General features: G+C 66.3%; 13 protein-coding genes. 9 read left to right on the top strand and 4 right to left on the bottom strand.

Translation table 11 applies throughout. The annotated features are described in order from the left end of the window. The coding region (locus CCR79_RS00660; RefSeq protein ID WP_201167386.1) for a disulfide bond formation protein B at positions 1-421 on the top strand (421 nt) is incomplete at its 5' end. 30 nt (positions 422-451) lie between these two features. Then, entirely contained in the window at positions 452-1,471 is a 1,020-nt protein-coding gene (moaA, locus tag CCR79_RS00655; RefSeq protein ID WP_201167385.1) for a GTP 3',8-cyclase MoaA, read from the top strand. Between the two features lie 20 nt (positions 1,472-1,491). On the opposite strand, the gene CCR79_RS00650 is transcribed toward moaA, so the two are convergent. Genes CCR79_RS00650 through CCR79_RS00635 form a run of 4 tightly spaced genes read right to left on the bottom strand, consistent with a single transcriptional unit; the run spans position 1,492 to position 5,418 of the window. Beyond that, complete coding sequence (locus CCR79_RS00650) at positions 1,492-1,929, bottom strand: amino acid-binding protein (protein ID WP_201167384.1); 438 nt, start codon at positions 1,927-1,929, stop codon at positions 1,492-1,494. A gap of 2 nt (positions 1,930-1,931) precedes the next feature. After that, complete coding sequence (locus CCR79_RS00645; protein WP_201167383.1) at positions 1,932-3,269, bottom strand: phenylacetate--CoA ligase family protein; 1,338 nt, start codon at positions 3,267-3,269, stop codon at positions 1,932-1,934. An 11-nt stretch (positions 3,270-3,280) separates the two neighbouring features. Next, the gene (locus CCR79_RS00640) at positions 3,281-3,826 is read right to left on the bottom strand and encodes an indolepyruvate oxidoreductase subunit beta (protein ID WP_201167382.1); all 546 of its coding nucleotides are present in this window, start codon (positions 3,824-3,826) and stop codon (positions 3,281-3,283) included. Beyond that, positions 3,823-5,418 carry a thiamine pyrophosphate-dependent enzyme gene (locus CCR79_RS00635; protein ID WP_201167381.1) on the bottom strand — a complete coding sequence of 532 codons (1,596 nt, stop codon included), beginning with the start codon at positions 5,416-5,418 and terminating at the stop codon, positions 3,823-3,825. Before CCR79_RS00635 ends, CCR79_RS00640 begins: the two co-directional genes overlap by 4 nt. A gap of 242 nt (positions 5,419-5,660) precedes the next feature. On the opposite strand from CCR79_RS00635, the gene CCR79_RS00630 reads away from it, so the two are divergent. The 7 genes from CCR79_RS00630 to CCR79_RS00600 all read left to right on the top strand — a co-directional run bounded on the left by CCR79_RS00630 (position 5,661) and on the right by CCR79_RS00600 (position 15,938). After that, the gene (locus tag CCR79_RS00630) at positions 5,661-6,542 is read left to right on the top strand and encodes an RnfABCDGE type electron transport complex subunit B (protein WP_201167379.1); all 882 of its coding nucleotides are present in this window, start codon (positions 5,661-5,663) and stop codon (positions 6,540-6,542) included. Positions 6,543-6,683: 141 nt separating this feature from the next. After that, positions 6,684-11,654, top strand: a complete 4,971-nt coding sequence (locus CCR79_RS00625; protein WP_201167377.1) for a 2-oxoacid:acceptor oxidoreductase family protein — start codon at positions 6,684-6,686, stop codon at positions 11,652-11,654. Between the two features lie 2 nt (positions 11,655-11,656). Beyond that, positions 11,657-13,003, top strand: a complete 1,347-nt coding sequence (gene rsxC / locus CCR79_RS00620; protein WP_201167375.1) for an electron transport complex subunit RsxC — start codon at positions 11,657-11,659, stop codon at positions 13,001-13,003. After that, positions 13,003-14,022, top strand: coding sequence for an RnfABCDGE type electron transport complex subunit D (locus CCR79_RS00615; RefSeq protein WP_201167372.1), 1,020 nt, complete (start codon positions 13,003-13,005; stop codon positions 14,020-14,022). The genes rsxC and CCR79_RS00615 overlap by 1 nt, the downstream gene beginning before the upstream one ends. After that, a complete protein-coding gene (locus CCR79_RS00610; RefSeq protein WP_201167369.1) occupies positions 14,019-14,708 on the top strand; it encodes an FMN-binding protein in 690 nt (229 codons plus the stop codon). Before CCR79_RS00615 ends, CCR79_RS00610 begins: the two co-directional genes overlap by 4 nt. Next, entirely contained in the window at positions 14,708-15,367 is a 660-nt protein-coding gene (gene rsxE, locus CCR79_RS00605) for an electron transport complex subunit RsxE (RefSeq protein WP_201167366.1), read from the top strand. The genes CCR79_RS00610 and rsxE overlap by 1 nt, the downstream gene beginning before the upstream one ends. Beyond that, positions 15,357-15,938, top strand: a complete 582-nt coding sequence (locus CCR79_RS00600) for an electron transport complex protein RnfA (protein WP_201167363.1) — start codon at positions 15,357-15,359, stop codon at positions 15,936-15,938. Before rsxE ends, CCR79_RS00600 begins: the two co-directional genes overlap by 11 nt. The last annotated feature ends 4 nt before the right edge of the window (positions 15,939-15,942 follow it).

Raw genomic sequence — 15,942 nt, 5'->3', positions numbered from 1 at the left:
GATTGTTTCCGGGGCGGAGCATTGGGGGGGGCTGGAGCCGTGCTCGCTGTGCTGGACGCAACGCGGCATTCTGGCCGCCCTCATGCTCGTGGCGTTGCTCGGCGTGGTGTTCTGGCCGCGCCGGGGCTGGTGGCGGTGGAGCCTGGGCGGAGCGTTGGCTGCGGTAACCGCCGGGGGTCTAGCCGCCGCTGGCCGCCACCTCTATGTCATGTGGAATCCGGAGGTGGTCGATTGCGGGATGAGCCCGGAAGTCATGCTGCAGATGCTGCCCTGGCGGGAGTTCCTCGTCGAGCTGGTGACCGGCAACACGGACTGTGCCGAAGCGGCCGCGCTGTTCGGGGTTCCGCTTCCGTTTGCTAGCTTCTTCGGGTTTACGGTCCTCGGTGCGGCATCGCTGTACGCCGTTTTCCGATTGCGCTAAGGGGGTGGACGCCGGTCAGTGAGGGCTGCCATGTCGTCCGATTCTCAGCCGCTGGTCGATGCCCACGGGCGCCGGATCGACTATCTGCGCCTGTCGGTCACCGACCGCTGCGATCTGCGCTGTCTCTACTGCATGGGTGGAGAGGTGCGTTTCGTCCCGCGCTCCGAGATCCTCTCCCTAGAGGAGCTAGAGCAGGTGGCGGTGGCCGTCGTCGGTCTGGGCGTGCGGAAGGTCCGAATCACTGGAGGGGAGCCCCTGCTGCGGCGGGGGGTGCTGGGGCTCGCGCGGCGTCTCGGAGCCATCGACGGGCTCGAGGAACTGGTGATGACGACCAATGCCACGCAGCTGGCGCGCTACGCGCGGGAGCTGCGGGCGGCCGGCGTGCAGCGCCTGAATATCAGTCTGGATACGCTCGACGCCGATCGCTTCCGGCAATTGACCCGGACCGGACGGCTGGACCAAGTTCTCGAGGGCATCGAGTCGGCACGGGGGGCTGGTTTCAAGCGTATCCGCCTAAACACCGTTGCGATGCGCGGCCGCAACGACGACGAGATCCTATCGCTGGTTGATTTTGCGCTGGCGCGGGGGATGGACATCAGCTTCATCGAAGAGATGCCGTTCGGCGACGCCCAACGTCATGTCCGGGGCGAGGCCTTCATGGGCTCGGCCGAGGTGCGGTCGCTGATCGAGCGGCGCTACGACCTGGAGGATGCCGAGCCGCGGCCGGCCGCCGGCCCCTCGCGGGAGTTGCAGGTGTCCGGGAGCGCTACCCGGGTCGGCTTCATCTCGCCCCACTCGGGATGTTTCTGCCCGGCCTGCAATCGGGTTCGGGTGACCGTGGAGGGGCTGCTTTTGCCGTGCCTGGGCGACGAGGGTGCCGTCGATCTGCGCGGGATCCTGCGCGCCGGCGACGATGCCGTAACCGTTCGGGAGCGTCTGCGCGCGGGGGTTCGCGACGCCCTGGCACGCAAACCGGCCCGGCACGGGTTCGCGGCACCCGGAGTCAGCCAGCCGCGGGTGGTGCGGTTCATGAGCGCCACCGGCGGCTGAGCCGTTCCCCGGGGATCGGGTCAGTCCGCGCGGGTGAGCCAGCGCACCGGATCGAGGACATGGATCTGTCCGGCCTGCAGCGTGGCAATCGCGGCGTCCGGATCCTCAAAGCGCATGAATAGTACGGCCCGGCCCGGTTCGCCAAAGGTGAAGGCGTAGGTGTAGAGCACGTTATGGCCGCCCTGTTCGAGGACCTCCAGGACGTAAGCCATACCGCCGCACTCATCGGCCACTTCCAGCCCCACCACCTCATCGACGCGAACGGCGCAGCCGGCCTCCTCAAGCACGCGCTTGGCGCGCTCCCAGTCGGCGACGATCAGGCGCAGGATGCCGAACTGGTCCGCGTCGGCCAGGGAGAGGGTGCGGATGTTGATGCCTGCCTCCGCGAGGATTCGGCACGGTTGCTTGAGGTGTGCAGGTTGGTTCTCAAGGAAGAGTGATAACTGCTTGAATTTCATGGTCACCCCTCGCGGTTATCGAAAACCCGCTTCGCCTTGCCCTCGCTGCGTGGGAGACTCTGAGGCTCGGCGAGGCGGACACCGACGCGCAGCCCGATGATGTGCTCGAGGGCGTCGGCGATCTGCCTTTGCAGCGCCTCCATCCCCCCGACGGTATCACTCAGCACCGCCTCGGTGACCTCCACGGCGACCTCCATCTGGTCGAGGCTCCCCTGGCGGCTCAGGGTGATCTGGTAGTGGGGCAGGGTCCCTTCAACCTGCAGCAGCGCGGTCTCGACTTGGGCCGGAAAGACATTGATACCGCGGATGATGAACATATCGTCGCTGCGCCGGCCGATGCGCTGGATGCGCCTTATGGTCCGGCCGCAGCTGCACGGCTCGGGGATGATGGTGGTCAGGTCCCGGGTCCGGTAACGGATCATCGGCATGGCCTGCTTGCTCAGGGTGGTGAGCACCAGCTCGCCTTCCTCGCCGTCGGGCAGCGGGGTGCCGGACTCGGGGTCGATGATCTCCGGGTAGAAGTGATCCTCGAAGATGTGCAGGCCGTCCTGAGCGCAGCACTCGCTGCCCACGCCGGGGCCGATGATCTCGGAAAGGCCGTAGATGTCGTAGGCAAGAATACCGCTCTCCTGCTCGATGCGCTGGCGCATTGCCTCGGTCCACGGCTCGGCGCCGAAGATCCCCACACGCAGGGGCAGGTTCGGCCAATCGATGTCTGCCTCGCGGGCGCGTTCCAGCAGATGAAGGAAATAGCTGGGGGTGGCGCACAGCGCGGTGACCCCGAAATCGCGCATCACCATCATCTGCCGCTCGGTGTTGCCCCCGGAGATGGGGATGACCGTGGCCCCCAGTTCCTCGGCGCCGTAGTGCGCGCCAAGCCCCCCGGTGAACAGCCCGTAACCGAAGGCGTTCTGCACCATGTCGCCGGCATGGACGCCACAAGCGGCGAAGGTCCGGCTCATGACCTCGGACCAGACGTCCAGATCGTCCCGGGTGTACGCCACCACGATCGGCTTGCCAGTGGTTCCGCTGGAGGCGTGCAGGCGGACGATCTCCTCACGCGGGCTGGCAAACAGGCCGAAGGGGTAGGTATCGCGCAGGTCGTTCTTGACGGTGAACGGCAGATGCTGGATGTCGGCCAGCTGACGCAGGTCGGAGGGTTGCACCCCCCGCTGCTCGCAACGCTCGCGGAACAGTGGTACGCGCTCGTAGGCCCGCGTGACCATGCCCTGGAGACGAGTGAGCTGGAGCTCGCGCAGCTGCTGCTCCGGGAGGTAATCGGGGGCGCTGCGCGGGTTGAAGGTCGGCTGATCCGGAGTCGGTGCGGCTCGGTCGTGCATGGTCTCCCTCGTCACAGAGTGGGTCGGGGGCGTGAATGGCTGGTTAGAGTGCCGAACAGGGCCTCGATGCCCCGCGCCTGGCGGAATACGCGCAGGTTCATCTCGTGGAGCTTATCGGGCAGCTGACCGCGGATGGCGTCGATCCAGTGCGTCTCGTCGATGTCGAGGTGGGCACTGAGCACGCCGAGCAGTGCGACATTGACCATGCGGGCGGCGTGCTGCGATGCCTCGTCCTGGAAGAGCTGCGGGACGGCGTCCGGCGTGATCAGGCGCCCGTGAGGGGCCAGCCGATGGCGGTTGGGCAGGACCTGGGACGATTCCGAGATGATCAGGAAGTCGGCCTCGGCGTGCGGCACCATCGGGCTGTGGACCCGGGGCCCGAAGCGGATGTCGCTGCTGACCGACCCGCCTCGTTGACTCATGCCGTGGATCTCGCTCTTCTTTACGTCGTGGCCGGCGCTGAAGGCGGCCTCGGCCAGGATGTCCGAGCCCGTGACGATCCCCTGGCCGCCGAGTCCGGCAATGACGATGTTGGTTACGCCGTGCTCGTCAGTCATGACGACGACTCCTGCTCGGCCTGAAGTGCGGCCAGGCGCCGGCTGGCCAGCGGGCAGGGGCGCCTGGCCACGATCAGGGTGAGCTCGTCGCTGGCCAAGGCGTCGGTGAGCAGTCGCTCGAACTCGTCCTGAGCCTCGACCGGATCCACCGTGTGCACCCGGGTGATGCCCATCGCCAGGGCGACGGCCTCGTAGTTGAGCTTGCTGGTGGCCGGGTGGTGGTCGATCTGTCGGCCTGTGCCCGGGTGCTCCTGGAGCCCGGTCATGGCTGTGGTGTCGTTGTCGAGTATGAGCAGCACGTGGCCGGTGGCCGGCGGGTTATAGGCCATCTCGGCCAGCCCGGGGAGGCCGGTATGCACGAAGGTGCTGTCGCCGATGACGCTCACCACCCGTCGTGCCTGGTCGGCGGGGAGGGCATGGCGCAGGCCGAGCCCGACGCCGACGCTCGCGCCCATGCATACGCAGGTGTCCATCGCCTCGAAGGGAGGCATGACGCCGAGGGTGTAGCAGCCGATGTCTCCGGCAACGATGCACTCGTGCCGGGACAGGGTCTGGAACACCTGTCTATGGGAGCAGTCGGCACAGAGCCGCGGCGGCTTGCCCGGTTCCTCCGGTTCGGGCTCCGGGCTCTCGTCGCCGGCGAGGATGCGGCGGACCCGGTCGGCGTTGAGCTCACCGAAACGGAAGCGCTCCGGCTTGCCCTCCACCGGGATGTCCGCTGCCCGAGCGGCGGTGTAGAGGTACGGATCCCCCTCTTCGATCACTACGCAACGGTCCACCTTGGCGGCGAAGGCGCGCATGGCCTCGATGGGTAGCGGGTGGGTCAGCCCCGGCTTGAGCAGGCGAGCTCCGGGGGCGGCCTCCCGGGCATGGGCTGCAGCCACGCCGTCGGCGATGATCCCCAGGCTCGTATCCTCGCCCTCCTCGACGAGCAGCTCCGCCGACACCTCGGAGCGCGCAAGGTTGGCCAGGCGTTCGCGCAGCCGGACGTGGGCCGGACGCGCGTAGCCAGGGATCATGACCCGACCGGGGATGTCCCGCTCGTACCGCGGCGCGGGCACCTGCGCCCGTTCGGTGCGGGTGCGGACCCGCCCCTTGGAGTGGCAGATCCGTGTGGTCAAACGCAGGATCACCGGCAACTGGAAACGAGCGGAGAGTTCCAGGGCCTTGAGCGTATAGTCGTACGCCTCCTGGCTGTCGCCGGGCTCGAGCATCGGTGCCCCGGAGGCTTCGGCATAGCGGCGGGTGTCCTGCTCGTTCTGGCTGGAGTGCATTCCCGGGTCGTCGGCGACGGCGATGACCAGGCCCTCGGCTACACCGGTGTAGGTAGCGGAGAACAACGCGTCAGCGGCCACGTTGAGGCCGACGTGCTTCATAGTCACTAGGGCCCGGGCGTTGCCGTAGGCCACGCCGAGGCCGACCTCAAGGGCCACCTTCTCGTTGGGAGCCCACTGGGCACGCCCTCCGAGGTGGTCGAGGCGCTCGAGGATCTCGGTCGAGGGGGTTCCCGGATAGCCGGTACCCAGGGACACGGCGCCGTCGAGTGCGGCTTGGGCGACGGCTTCATTGCCTGTGAGGAATTGATCGGGCATGCACTGCTCCTGGGGACTGACTCGTTGTCCGGACTGCGATTTCAGGCCGGTAGAGCATAGAGAGCAAGGGGTGGGGGATCAACATGATGGGAGCGCGCGCGCGCGAGCGGGTGGTCGCGGGCACCGGAAAACCCATCGGGATTTGACCTGTCGACCTCTATGAGGGTAATTTCCACTCGCTATTGTTCACTGCACAATACCGTTAACACCATCGGGAAGGGACGCAGCGAGTGACTTCGGCAATGACACAGATCGCCCTGGCGGGCGGCGTGATGGCGAGCCTGGGTATCCTCCTGGCCGCGATGCTCGCCGTGGCCAATCGGCGGCTCTACGTCTACGAGGATCCGCGAATCGACGAGATCGAGGACCTGCTGCCTCGGGCGAACTGCGGGGCCTGCGGGGTCGCGGGCTGTCGCCCGTTTGCCGAAGCCCTGATCAACGGCGACACCCAGCCTTCCCGGTGTACAGTCAACTCCCCCGAGTTGAATCAGCAGATCGCTGACCTGCTCGGTGTCAGCGTAGGCGACCAGGAGCGGCTAATCGCCCGACTGGCCTGCGCTGGCGGCACCCACGTGGCGGCTACCCGGGCGCGCTACGAGGGGCTCAAGTCCTGTCGAGCGGCGGCGCTGGTCGCCGGCGGTGGCAAGGGCTGTGTCTGGGGCTGTCTCGGCCTTGGTGACTGCGAGGACGAGTGCGGTTTCGACGCCATTGAGCTCAACCGGTATGGCCTGCCGATCGTGGATGCCGAAAAATGCACCGGCTGCGGTGATTGCGTCGAAATCTGTCCAAAAGACCTCTTCAGCCTGCAACCCGAAAGCCACCGCCTGTGGATCAATTGCCGCAACCAGGATCCGCAGGACGAGGCCGAATCCCACTGTGAGGTCGTCTGCACTGCCTGCGGGCGCTGTGCAGCCGACGCGCCGGAAGGTCTGATCCGCATGGAAAATAACCTGGCGGTGATCGACTACAGCAAGAACGACCTGGCCTCACCAGTGGCGATCGAACGTTGTCCAACGGGCGCCATTGTCTGGTTGGAAGACGGTGAGCCCCGACGGGGTGCGGGCGCACGGAAGATCACCCGCAAAGAACCTCTACCGCGCATGGAACCCCTGCCTCGCGTCTGAGGCACAGCGCTACAGCCCGCATGGCTGGCCGGCCGGCATGCGCGCGGGCCGGCGCCGCGGTGTGGCGTCTGGCGGTTACAGGTACACAGATTTCGAAATGAGCACCGGTCCGGACGGACCGGGCAAGCTAGGGGAGGCGATATGCTTTTCAAGCGCACTACGTCGCAGGACCTGATGAAGTATCAGGGGATTCGCGGGGCGATGGACGGCAACAGTGCCGTCATCCAGTGCGAGCGCGAATCCTCGGACGCCGCCGGCGCCTACCCGATCACTCCGTCCACGGACATGGGTGAGATGTGGGCCGAGGAGGTCTCCAAGGGTCATATCAATGTCTCCGGTCGCTCGCTGATCTTCATCGAGCCGGAGTCCGAGCACGCCGCTGCGGCGATGACCGCCGGGCTGTCGATGACCGGCCTGCGGGCGATTAATTTCTCGTCGGCGCAGGGCGTGGCGTTCATGCACGAATCGCTCTATGCCGCTGCCGGCAAGCGACTGCCGTACATCCTCAACATGGGCTGCCGCGCCATCACCAAGGGCGCGCTCAACGTCCATGCCGGCCACGACGACTACCACTGCGTCGACGACACCGGCTTCTTCCAGGTCTTCGCCAAGAACGCCCAGGAGGCGGCGGACCTGAACATCATCTCCCACAAGATCGCCGAGCTGGCGCTCAACCCGGGTATCGTCGGTCAGGACGGCTTCCTGACCACTCACCTGATCGAGTCGCTGCGCATCCCCGAGCGGGAGCTGATCCAGGAGTACCTGGGCAGTGCCGACGATATCATCGACTGTCCGACCCCGGCGCAGCGGATGCTCTATGGCGAGCAGCGCCGCCGTATCCCCGCCATTTGGGATGTCGACAACCCGATGCTCTCCGGTTCGGTGCAGAACCAGGACGCCTACATGCAGCAGGTGGCTGCCCAGCGGCCGTACTTCTACGCCCACCTGCCCGAGATCGCCGACGCCTGCATGGAGGAGTTCTCCCAGCTGACCGGCCGGCGCTACAACCGGGTCTCCGGTTACCGGATGGACGACGCCGAGTACGTCATTGTCGGTCAGGGCAGCATGGTGGCCACTGCCGAGGCGGTGGCCGATTACCTGCGGGATACGCGCGGCATCCCGGTGGGCGTGGTCAATCTGACCATGTTCCGTCCCTTCCCTGGCGCCGACCTGGCCCAGCTGCTCAAGGGGCGCAAGGGCGTCGCCGTGCTCGAGCGCACGGATCAGCCGTTGGCCGAGGATCTGCCCCTGGCCCGCGAAACCCGGGCGGCACTGACCAAGTGCCTGGAGAACCGCATCGCCGGGGAAGGCAAACCGTACCCGGATTATCCGTCCTTCGGCGGCGGGGACATGCCGCGGATCTATTCCGGTGCCTACGGCTTGGGCTCGCGCGACCTGCAGCCCGAGGGGCTGATCGCCGCCGTGGAGAACATGCTCGGCGACGGGCCGCAGCAGACGTTCTTTTACCTGTCGGTGGACTTCATCCGGCCCAACCCGGCGACGCCCACCCAGGAGGTGCATCAGCAGAAGGTGCAGGAGGCCTACCCGGGTATCGAGAAGATGGCACTGCGCGGTTCCGAGAACCCGAGCCTGATGCCCGATGAGGCGATCACCGCGCGGCTGCACTCGGTTGGCGGTTGGGGCGCCATGACCACGGGCAAGAACCTGGCCATGACGCTCTTCGACCTGCTCGACTTCCACATCAAGGCGAACCCGAAGTACGGCTCCGAGAAGAAGGGGCAGCCGACCACCTATTACCTGGCTGCTGCGCCGGAGCCAATCCGGGTCAGCAGCGAGCTCAAGGAGGTCGAGGTTGTCCTGTCGCCGGACCCGAACGTCTTCGATCACTCCAACCCGCTGGCCGGCCTGGCCAAGGGCGGGACGTTCGTTATCCAGTCGAACCTGGACTCGCCGGCAGCCGTCTGGGAGAGCTTCCCGGCGGAGGCCCAGCGCTACATCGTCGAGAACGATATCCACGTCTACTATCTCGATGCGTTCAAGATTGCCCGGGACGAGGCCTCGGATGCCGATCTGCAGTTCCGCATGCAGGGCATTGCCTTCCAGGGCGCGTTTTTCGCGTCGTCGCCGCTTATGCAGCGCCGCGGCCTGACACGTGACTCACTTTTCCGCGCTATCGAGGAGCAGCTCGAGCAGAAGTTCGGCAGCAAGGGGCGCCGCGTGGTGGAGGACAACCTGCGGGTGGTCCGCCGCGGCTTCGATGAACTGGTGGAGATCACCGACAAGACCCTCAGCGGTGCCGTGGCGCCGGCTTCGGGCGAGCAGCGGGCCATGCCGGAGATGCCGGTGATGCTCAAGCGTCTGCCCAAGTCCGAGGATGCGCGTTCGGATATCCACCGTTTCTGGGAGCAGACCGGCAGCTTCTATGTCGCCGGGCAGGGCAGTGACAACCTGGCCGATCCCTTCATGGCGCAGTCGCTGATCCCGGCGTCCACGGCGATCTACCGGGACATGACCCAGGTACGCTTCGAGTACCCCGCCTGGGATCCGGCCAAGTGCACGGCCTGCGGGGACTGCTACGCGGTCTGTCCGGACACCGCACTGCCCGGGCTGGTCAACAGCATCGGCGAGATCTTCGACACCGGCGTGCGTCGTATCGAGAAGACCCAGCCGACACGCCATCTGCGGCGCGCCGTGCGCGATCTTGAGAAGCGGCTGCGCAGTGCGCTGCTCGAGGCCGGCGAGGAGGCCGACTTCCACGCTGAACTCGACGACTCCATCCAGCGCCTGCTGGCCGATAGCACGCTCGATGGCGGCGATAAGGAGCGTCTGGAGCGGGAGCTGGCATCGCTGCGCGAGCAGATCGGCGACTTCCAGTTCGCCGTCACCAAGCCGTTCTTCTCCGCGCAGGAGAAGCGCAGCCCCGGCAGTGGCGGTCTGTTCTCCCTGGCGGTCAATCCGTATACCTGCAAGGGGTGCATGGAGTGCGTCCGCATCTGTGACGAGGGTGCCCTCGAGGCGGTGACACAGACCCAGGACGACGTCGACCGAATGCGGCGCAATTGGGACTTCTGGCTTGATCTGCCGAGCACCAGCAAGGATTACATCCGCATCGACGACCTGGATGAGGGCATCGGCGCCCTGGAGACGCTGCTGCTCGATAAGACCAACTACGAGTCGTTGAACGCCGGCGACGGCGCATGCCTGGGCTGCGGCGAGAAGACCGCGGTGCACCTGTTTACCTCCACGGTCTCGGCGCTGATGCAGCCCCGGGTCAAGGAGCACGTCAAGAAGATTGACGACCTGATCGCCCGGCTGGAGCAGCACATCCGCCTCAAGCTGGCCGAAGGCATGGATATCTCCGACGTCCACGCGGTCCACGAGGCCATCCAGGCACACTCGGACCGTGACCTGACGCTCTCGCGCTTGTCCGGCACGCTGGATGAGGGGCGGGGCAGCCAGACTGTGGATCCCGACTGGCTGAAGTGGGCTACCGACGTGCTGGCCCGGCTCAAGGATCTGCGCTGGCGCTACACCGAGGGGCCGACCGGCCGCGGCCGTACCCACATGGGCGTGATCAACGCCACAGGCTGCACCTCGGTCTGGGGGAGCACGTATCCCTACAACCCCTATCCGTTCCCGTGGACCAGCCACCTGTTCCAGGACAGCCCGTCGATGGCAGTGGGCATCTTCGAGGGGCACATGTCGAAGATGGCCGATGGCTTCAAGGCCATCCGCATGGCCGAACTCGAACTCGCCGGCAAGTACGATCCGGCCGAGCACGACGCGTTCTTCGCCCAGTTCAACTGGGAGAACTTCACCGACGAGGAGTACGCCCTGTGCCCGCCGGTGGTCAGCCTGGGCGGCGACGGCGCCATGTACGACATCGGCTTCCAAAACCTGTCGCGGGCCATGATGTCCGGGAAGCCGGTGAAGGTGCTGGTGCTCGATACCCAGGTCTACTCCAACACCGGTGGCCAGGCCTGCACCTCTGGGTTCATCAGCCAGGTCTCGGACATGGCGCCCTACGGCAAGGCCTGGAAGGGCAAGAACGAGATCCGCAAGGAGATCAGCCTCATCGGCATGGCCCACCGCACCAGTTATGTCGCGCAGGGGACCATCGCCAACGTCACGCACCTGCTGGAGAGCTTCATCGAGGGTCTCAACACCCGGCGTCCAGCGGTGTTCAACGTCTACGCCGTCTGCCCGCCGGAGCACGGAGTGGGGGACGATGTGGCCTTCATGCAGTCGCGTATGGCAGTGGACGGCCGGGCCTACCCGCTGTTCCGCTACAACCCGGATCGCGGCACCACGTTCCGCGAGTGCAGTGATCTCGAGGGTAACCCTGAGGTCGAGCAGGACTGGCCGACGTACACCCTCAACTACCTCGACGAGGAGGGCGCGGAGCAGAGCATGGAACTACCCATGACCTTTGCCGACTTCGCGCTGACCGAGGGTCGCTTCCGCAAGCACTTCAAGCAGGTGCCGCCGGAGAAGTGGAACGACGACATGATCCCGCTGGTGGAGCTGCTGGAGCTCGACGAAGAGGATCGCGAGGGCCTGTTCCCCTACATCTGGGCCGTGGACAAGCAGAACCGACTGGTCCGGGTCATCGTCTCCGAGGAGCTGGTCCGCTCGACCGAGGAGCGACGTGACTTCTGGCATCAGCTCAAGGGTCTGCTCGGACTGGATCGTGAAGAGGTCGATGAGCAGGCCGTGGCTGCCCGGACGCGTCAGGAGATGGCGCAACGGATCAGCGCGGCCCTGGTCTCCATGGCCAGCGGCGAGGATTCCGGCCAGCTGGCCGGCGCGCTCGCCGCCCCCGAGTCGGCGGTGTCCTCCGCGGGCGCGCAGGGTCAGGGGGCCGATGACGGGGGCGCTGCCGATGCCGCGCCCACCGCAGCCCACGATCCGGTGTGGGTGGAGAGCAACGAGTGCACCGCGTGCGATGACTGCATCGACATCGCCCCCGGCGTTTTTGAGTACGACGACAACAAGCAGGTCGTTGTGAAGGATCCGAAGGGGGCGTCGTTCAAGGACATCGTCCGCGCGGCGGAGAAGTGCGCCTCGTTCGCGATCCACCCGGGCACCCCGTTCGACCCGAACGAGCCGGGCCTGGACAAGCTCATCAAGCGGGCAGAGAAGTTCAACTGACCATGAGCGTGCTGTCCTTTCTGGGTGGACTGACCTTCCCCCGGGGGATTGAGCCCCCGGGGCGCAAGGATCAGACCCGCAAGCAGCCCATTCGGCGTCTGTCGTTTGCCCCGCGCATGGTGCTGCCGCTGACGCAGCACTTCGGGCGTCCGGCGCGGTCGCTGGTGACCCGTGGGCAGGAGGTGAGCCGCGGTGAGCCGATCGCCGAGGCGGATGGCTGGCCCTCGGTTCCGATCCACGCCCCGGTGACCGGTACCGTGGAGGGGGTCGAGCTCATGCCCACCGCCCGCGGTCCCAAGACCGAGGCGATTCTCCTGCGCACGGCTCCGGGCGATAGTCAGGTGGTGCGCTGGAGCCGGGAGCGGGATCTCGATGCCCTCTCGCGTCAGGAGCTCATCGAGGCCATTCAGGACGCCGGGATCGTCGGGCAGGGGGGGGCGTCGTTTCCTACCCACCTGAAGCTTTCGGTGCCGGAGGGCTACGCCATCGACACGCTGGTGGTCAACGGCTGCGAATGCGAGCCCTTTCTCAGTACCGACCACCGGCTGATGATCGAAGCCACCGAGTCCATCATCGCCGGCGTGCGCTTGGCGATGCGGGCGGTGGGTGCTCCGGAGGCGGTGATCGGCGTCGAGGACAACAAGCCCGATGCCGTCGCCGCGCTGCAGCAGGCGGTCGCCGAAGAAGACGCCATCCGGGTGGTGCAGCTCAAGTCCAAGTACCCCCAAGGCTCGGAGAAGATGTTGATCAAGGCCCTACTTGACCGGGAGGTGCCCTCGGGTGGCCTGCCCTACGAGATCGGGGCCGTGGTCAACAACATCGGCACCATGGCGCAGCTCGGGTACCTGCTCCCGCGCGGGGAGGGGCTGATCGAGCGCGTCATCACCGTGGCCGGTCCCGGCGTGGAACGCCCCGGCAACTATCGGGTCCCTGTCGGCACGCCGCTGCGCTACCTGCTCGAGGAGGTCGGCTTCGAGGGAGATGATCCGAGCCGAATCATCCTCGGTGGGCCGATGATGGGGAACACGGTGGCGTTCCTGGATGTGCCGGTCACGAAGGGGATCTCGGGGGTGCTGGTGCTGCCCGAGGGGGTCGGCGATGAGACCGATCGCCCGCCGACGCAGCCGTGCATCCGCTGCGGTCGCTGTGTGGAGGTGTGTCCGGTGGGGCTCAACCCGGCTGAGCTCGGGCGGCTTGCAGCCAAGCGGCAGTACGAGGCCATGGAAGAGCGCTTCCATCTCAATGACTGCTTCGAGTGCGGCTGTTGCAGTTACGTCTGCCCCTCGAACATCCCACTGGTGCAGTACTTCCGGATTGCCAAATCGCTGAATCGGGAGCGAGCCTCTTAATGCGCCCGCGTATCGAGATCAAGACATCGCCCCACATCAAGGAGCCGGACACGGTCGAGCGCATCATGCGCTCGGTGGTCCTGGCTCTGCTGCCGGTGTGTGCCTTCTCGGTCTACCAGTTCGGCATCAGTGTCGCCGCACTGCTAGTGGTGACCACCGTCACGGCGGTCCTGACCGAGCAGCTGTTCAATCAGCTATCGGGTCGTGCGAGTACGATCGGGGACTACAGTGCGGTCATTACCGGGCTGTTGCTGGCCCTGACGCTGCCGCCGGCCTTCCCGCTGTGGATGGCGGCGGTATCGGCTTTCGTGGCCATCGCCCTGGGCAAGGCGCTGTTCGGGGGGTTGGGCTACAACCCGTTCAACCCGGCGCTGCTTGGCCGTGCCTTCGCCGCCGCGGCCTTCCCCGAGGCGTCTTCCACTTGGACGCAGGCCGGCCTGGCTGATCGTTTCACGGAGTTTCTGCCGTCGACGCTGGCCCTGCCGTTCATGACGCCGGATTCGGTGGACGCGTACACAACGGCGACCCCGCTGGCCGAGTGGAAGTTCGAGGGGCAGATCGCCACCGAAACGTGGGACCTCATGCTCGGGACCATCGCCGGCTCGGCCGGGGAGACCTCGGCGCTGTTGGTCCTCGTCTGCGGCCTTTTCCTTGTGCTGCGTGGCGCGGTGAACTGGCGCGTGCCGGTCTCGGTGCTGGGCAGTGCCGCGGCCACGGCCGGCGTGTTTTACGCCCTGGATCCCGCCGCCTACCCGGATCCGCTCTTCGTGCTGGCCTCCGGGGCCCTGATGCTGGGCGCCTTCTTCATGGCCAGCGATATGTCCTCGTCGCCGGTAACGCCGGCCGGAATCTGGATCTACGGCATCCTGATCGGCTTCCTGACGGTCATTATCCGCTTTTTCGGTGGTCTTCCCGAGGGTGTGATGTACGCGATCCTGCTCGGTAATGCGGCGGTGCCGCTGATCGAGCGCATTGCCCAGCCGCGGATGTATGGCCTGCGCAAGAGGAGGGGGCAATGAGCGAAGCAGCCCAGTCCCAGCAGGTGGCGCCGACGCCGACCTCCAGCCTGCGTTTGATCGGGACGCTGGGGGTGATCGCGCTGTTCGCCGGGCTGCTGGTGGTCAGCGTGGTCGAGTGGACCCGGCCGATCATCGCCGAGAACCACGAACGGGCGCTGCAGCAGGCGGTCTTCGACGTCATCCCCGGGGCTACGCAACGCCGGGATTTCGTGCTGACCGACGAGGGCCCGGTGCCGAAGGAGGACGCCCAGGAGCGAGGCCCGATCATCCACGCCGGCTATACCGAGGACGGCGCCCTGGCCGGAGTGGCGCTGGAGGCCTCGGGGCGAGGGTATGCGGATGTGATCCGCATCCTCTACGGCTACGACCCGTCCTGCGCGTGCATTGTCGGCATGTCCGTCCTGGAGAGCCAGGAGACGCCGGGTCTGGGGGACCGGATCGAGACCGATCCGGACTTCCTGGGCAGTATCGAAGGGTTGGACGCCTCACTGAATGAGGACGGTACCGGACTGAAGCACGGCATCCGCACCGTAGACCCGGGAGAGCGCGAGGATCCCGGCGATATTGACGGGATCACTGGGGCCACCGTCTCCGCCGAAGCCATCGGAGACATGCTGCACCGGAGCGCGGACGAGCGACTGCCGCAGCTCCAGGGGCACTGGTCCGAGCTGGAAAGGAATGAGTGATGGCTGCCAAGCGTGAGCAAGAACCGATCACCATGGATACCTTCCTCAGCGGCATCTGGCGGGAGAACCCCGTTTTCGTGATGCTCCTGGGGATGTGCCCGGTGCTGGCCGTGACCAACACCACCGAGAACGCGCTGGCGATGGGGCTGGCTACGACCCTCGTGTTGGTCTGCTCCACCGGGCTGGTCTCCATTCTGCGCGATTTCATCCCCAAGGAGGTGCGCATCGCCTCCTATATCGTGATCATCGCGAGCTTCGTCACGGTGGTCGACTACGCGATTCAGGCGATCAGCCTGGATATCTACAACGCCCTCGGGGCGTTCATTCAGCTAATCGTGGCCAACTGCATGATCCTCGGCCGGGCCGAGGCGTTCGCGTCGCGCAAGCCGCTGGGTAAGACGCTGATTGACGCCCTCGGCGTCGGGGCCGGTTTCACGCTGGCACTGCTCTGCCTCGGGACTGTGCGTGAGCTCCTCGGGGCGGGGGAGATCCTAGGTATTCAGGTCTTCGCCGACAGTTTCGAGCCCTGGGTGATCATGCTGCTGCCGCCGGGCGGGTTCTTCGTGCTCGCCGGCTGGCTGCTGCTCTTTGCCTGGATCAAGGAGCGGCAGAACAAGCGCGCCGCTGCCGGTAAGGAGGCGACCGCCGATGGACGCTGATTCCCTAAGCTACATCTTCCTCAATGCGGCGATCATCAACAACTTCGTGCTCGCCCTGTTCCTCGGCATCTGCCCCATCCTCGGGGTGTCGGGCAAGCTGGGCACGGCCTTTCCCATGGGCGTGGCGAGTGCCTTCGTCATGCTCATCGCGTCGCTGGCCGCCTACGGCATCAACATCGTGCTGGGCTACTTCGAGCTCGAGTTCCTGAGCCTGATCGCCTACATCGCCGTCATCGCCTCGGCGGTGCAGCTGGTGGAGATGGTGGTGAAGAAGTTCAGCCCGCCCCTCTACCGGGCACTGGGCATCTTCCTACCGCTGATTACCACGAACTGCGCGATCCTGGGCGTGGCGCTGTTCCAGACCAGCTACGAGTACGATTTCCTGCAGTCGGTGACCTACAGCCTGGGCGCCGGCGCCGGGTTCATCCTGGCGATCGTACTGATGGCGGGCCTGCGCGAGCAGGTCGATCTGGCCGACGTGCCCTCCGTGGCCCGCGGCGCGGCGATGAGCCTGATGCTGGCCGGGGTCCTGTCGCTGGCGTTCATGGGCTTCGCTGGACTCGGGGGGTAGCCGA

Origin of the sequence: Halorhodospira halophila, from assembly GCF_016653405.1 — a bacterium.
Taxonomy (GTDB): domain Bacteria; phylum Pseudomonadota; class Gammaproteobacteria; order Nitrococcales; family Halorhodospiraceae; genus Halorhodospira; species Halorhodospira halophila_A.
This window is presented reverse-complemented; position numbering and strand designations above follow the sequence as displayed.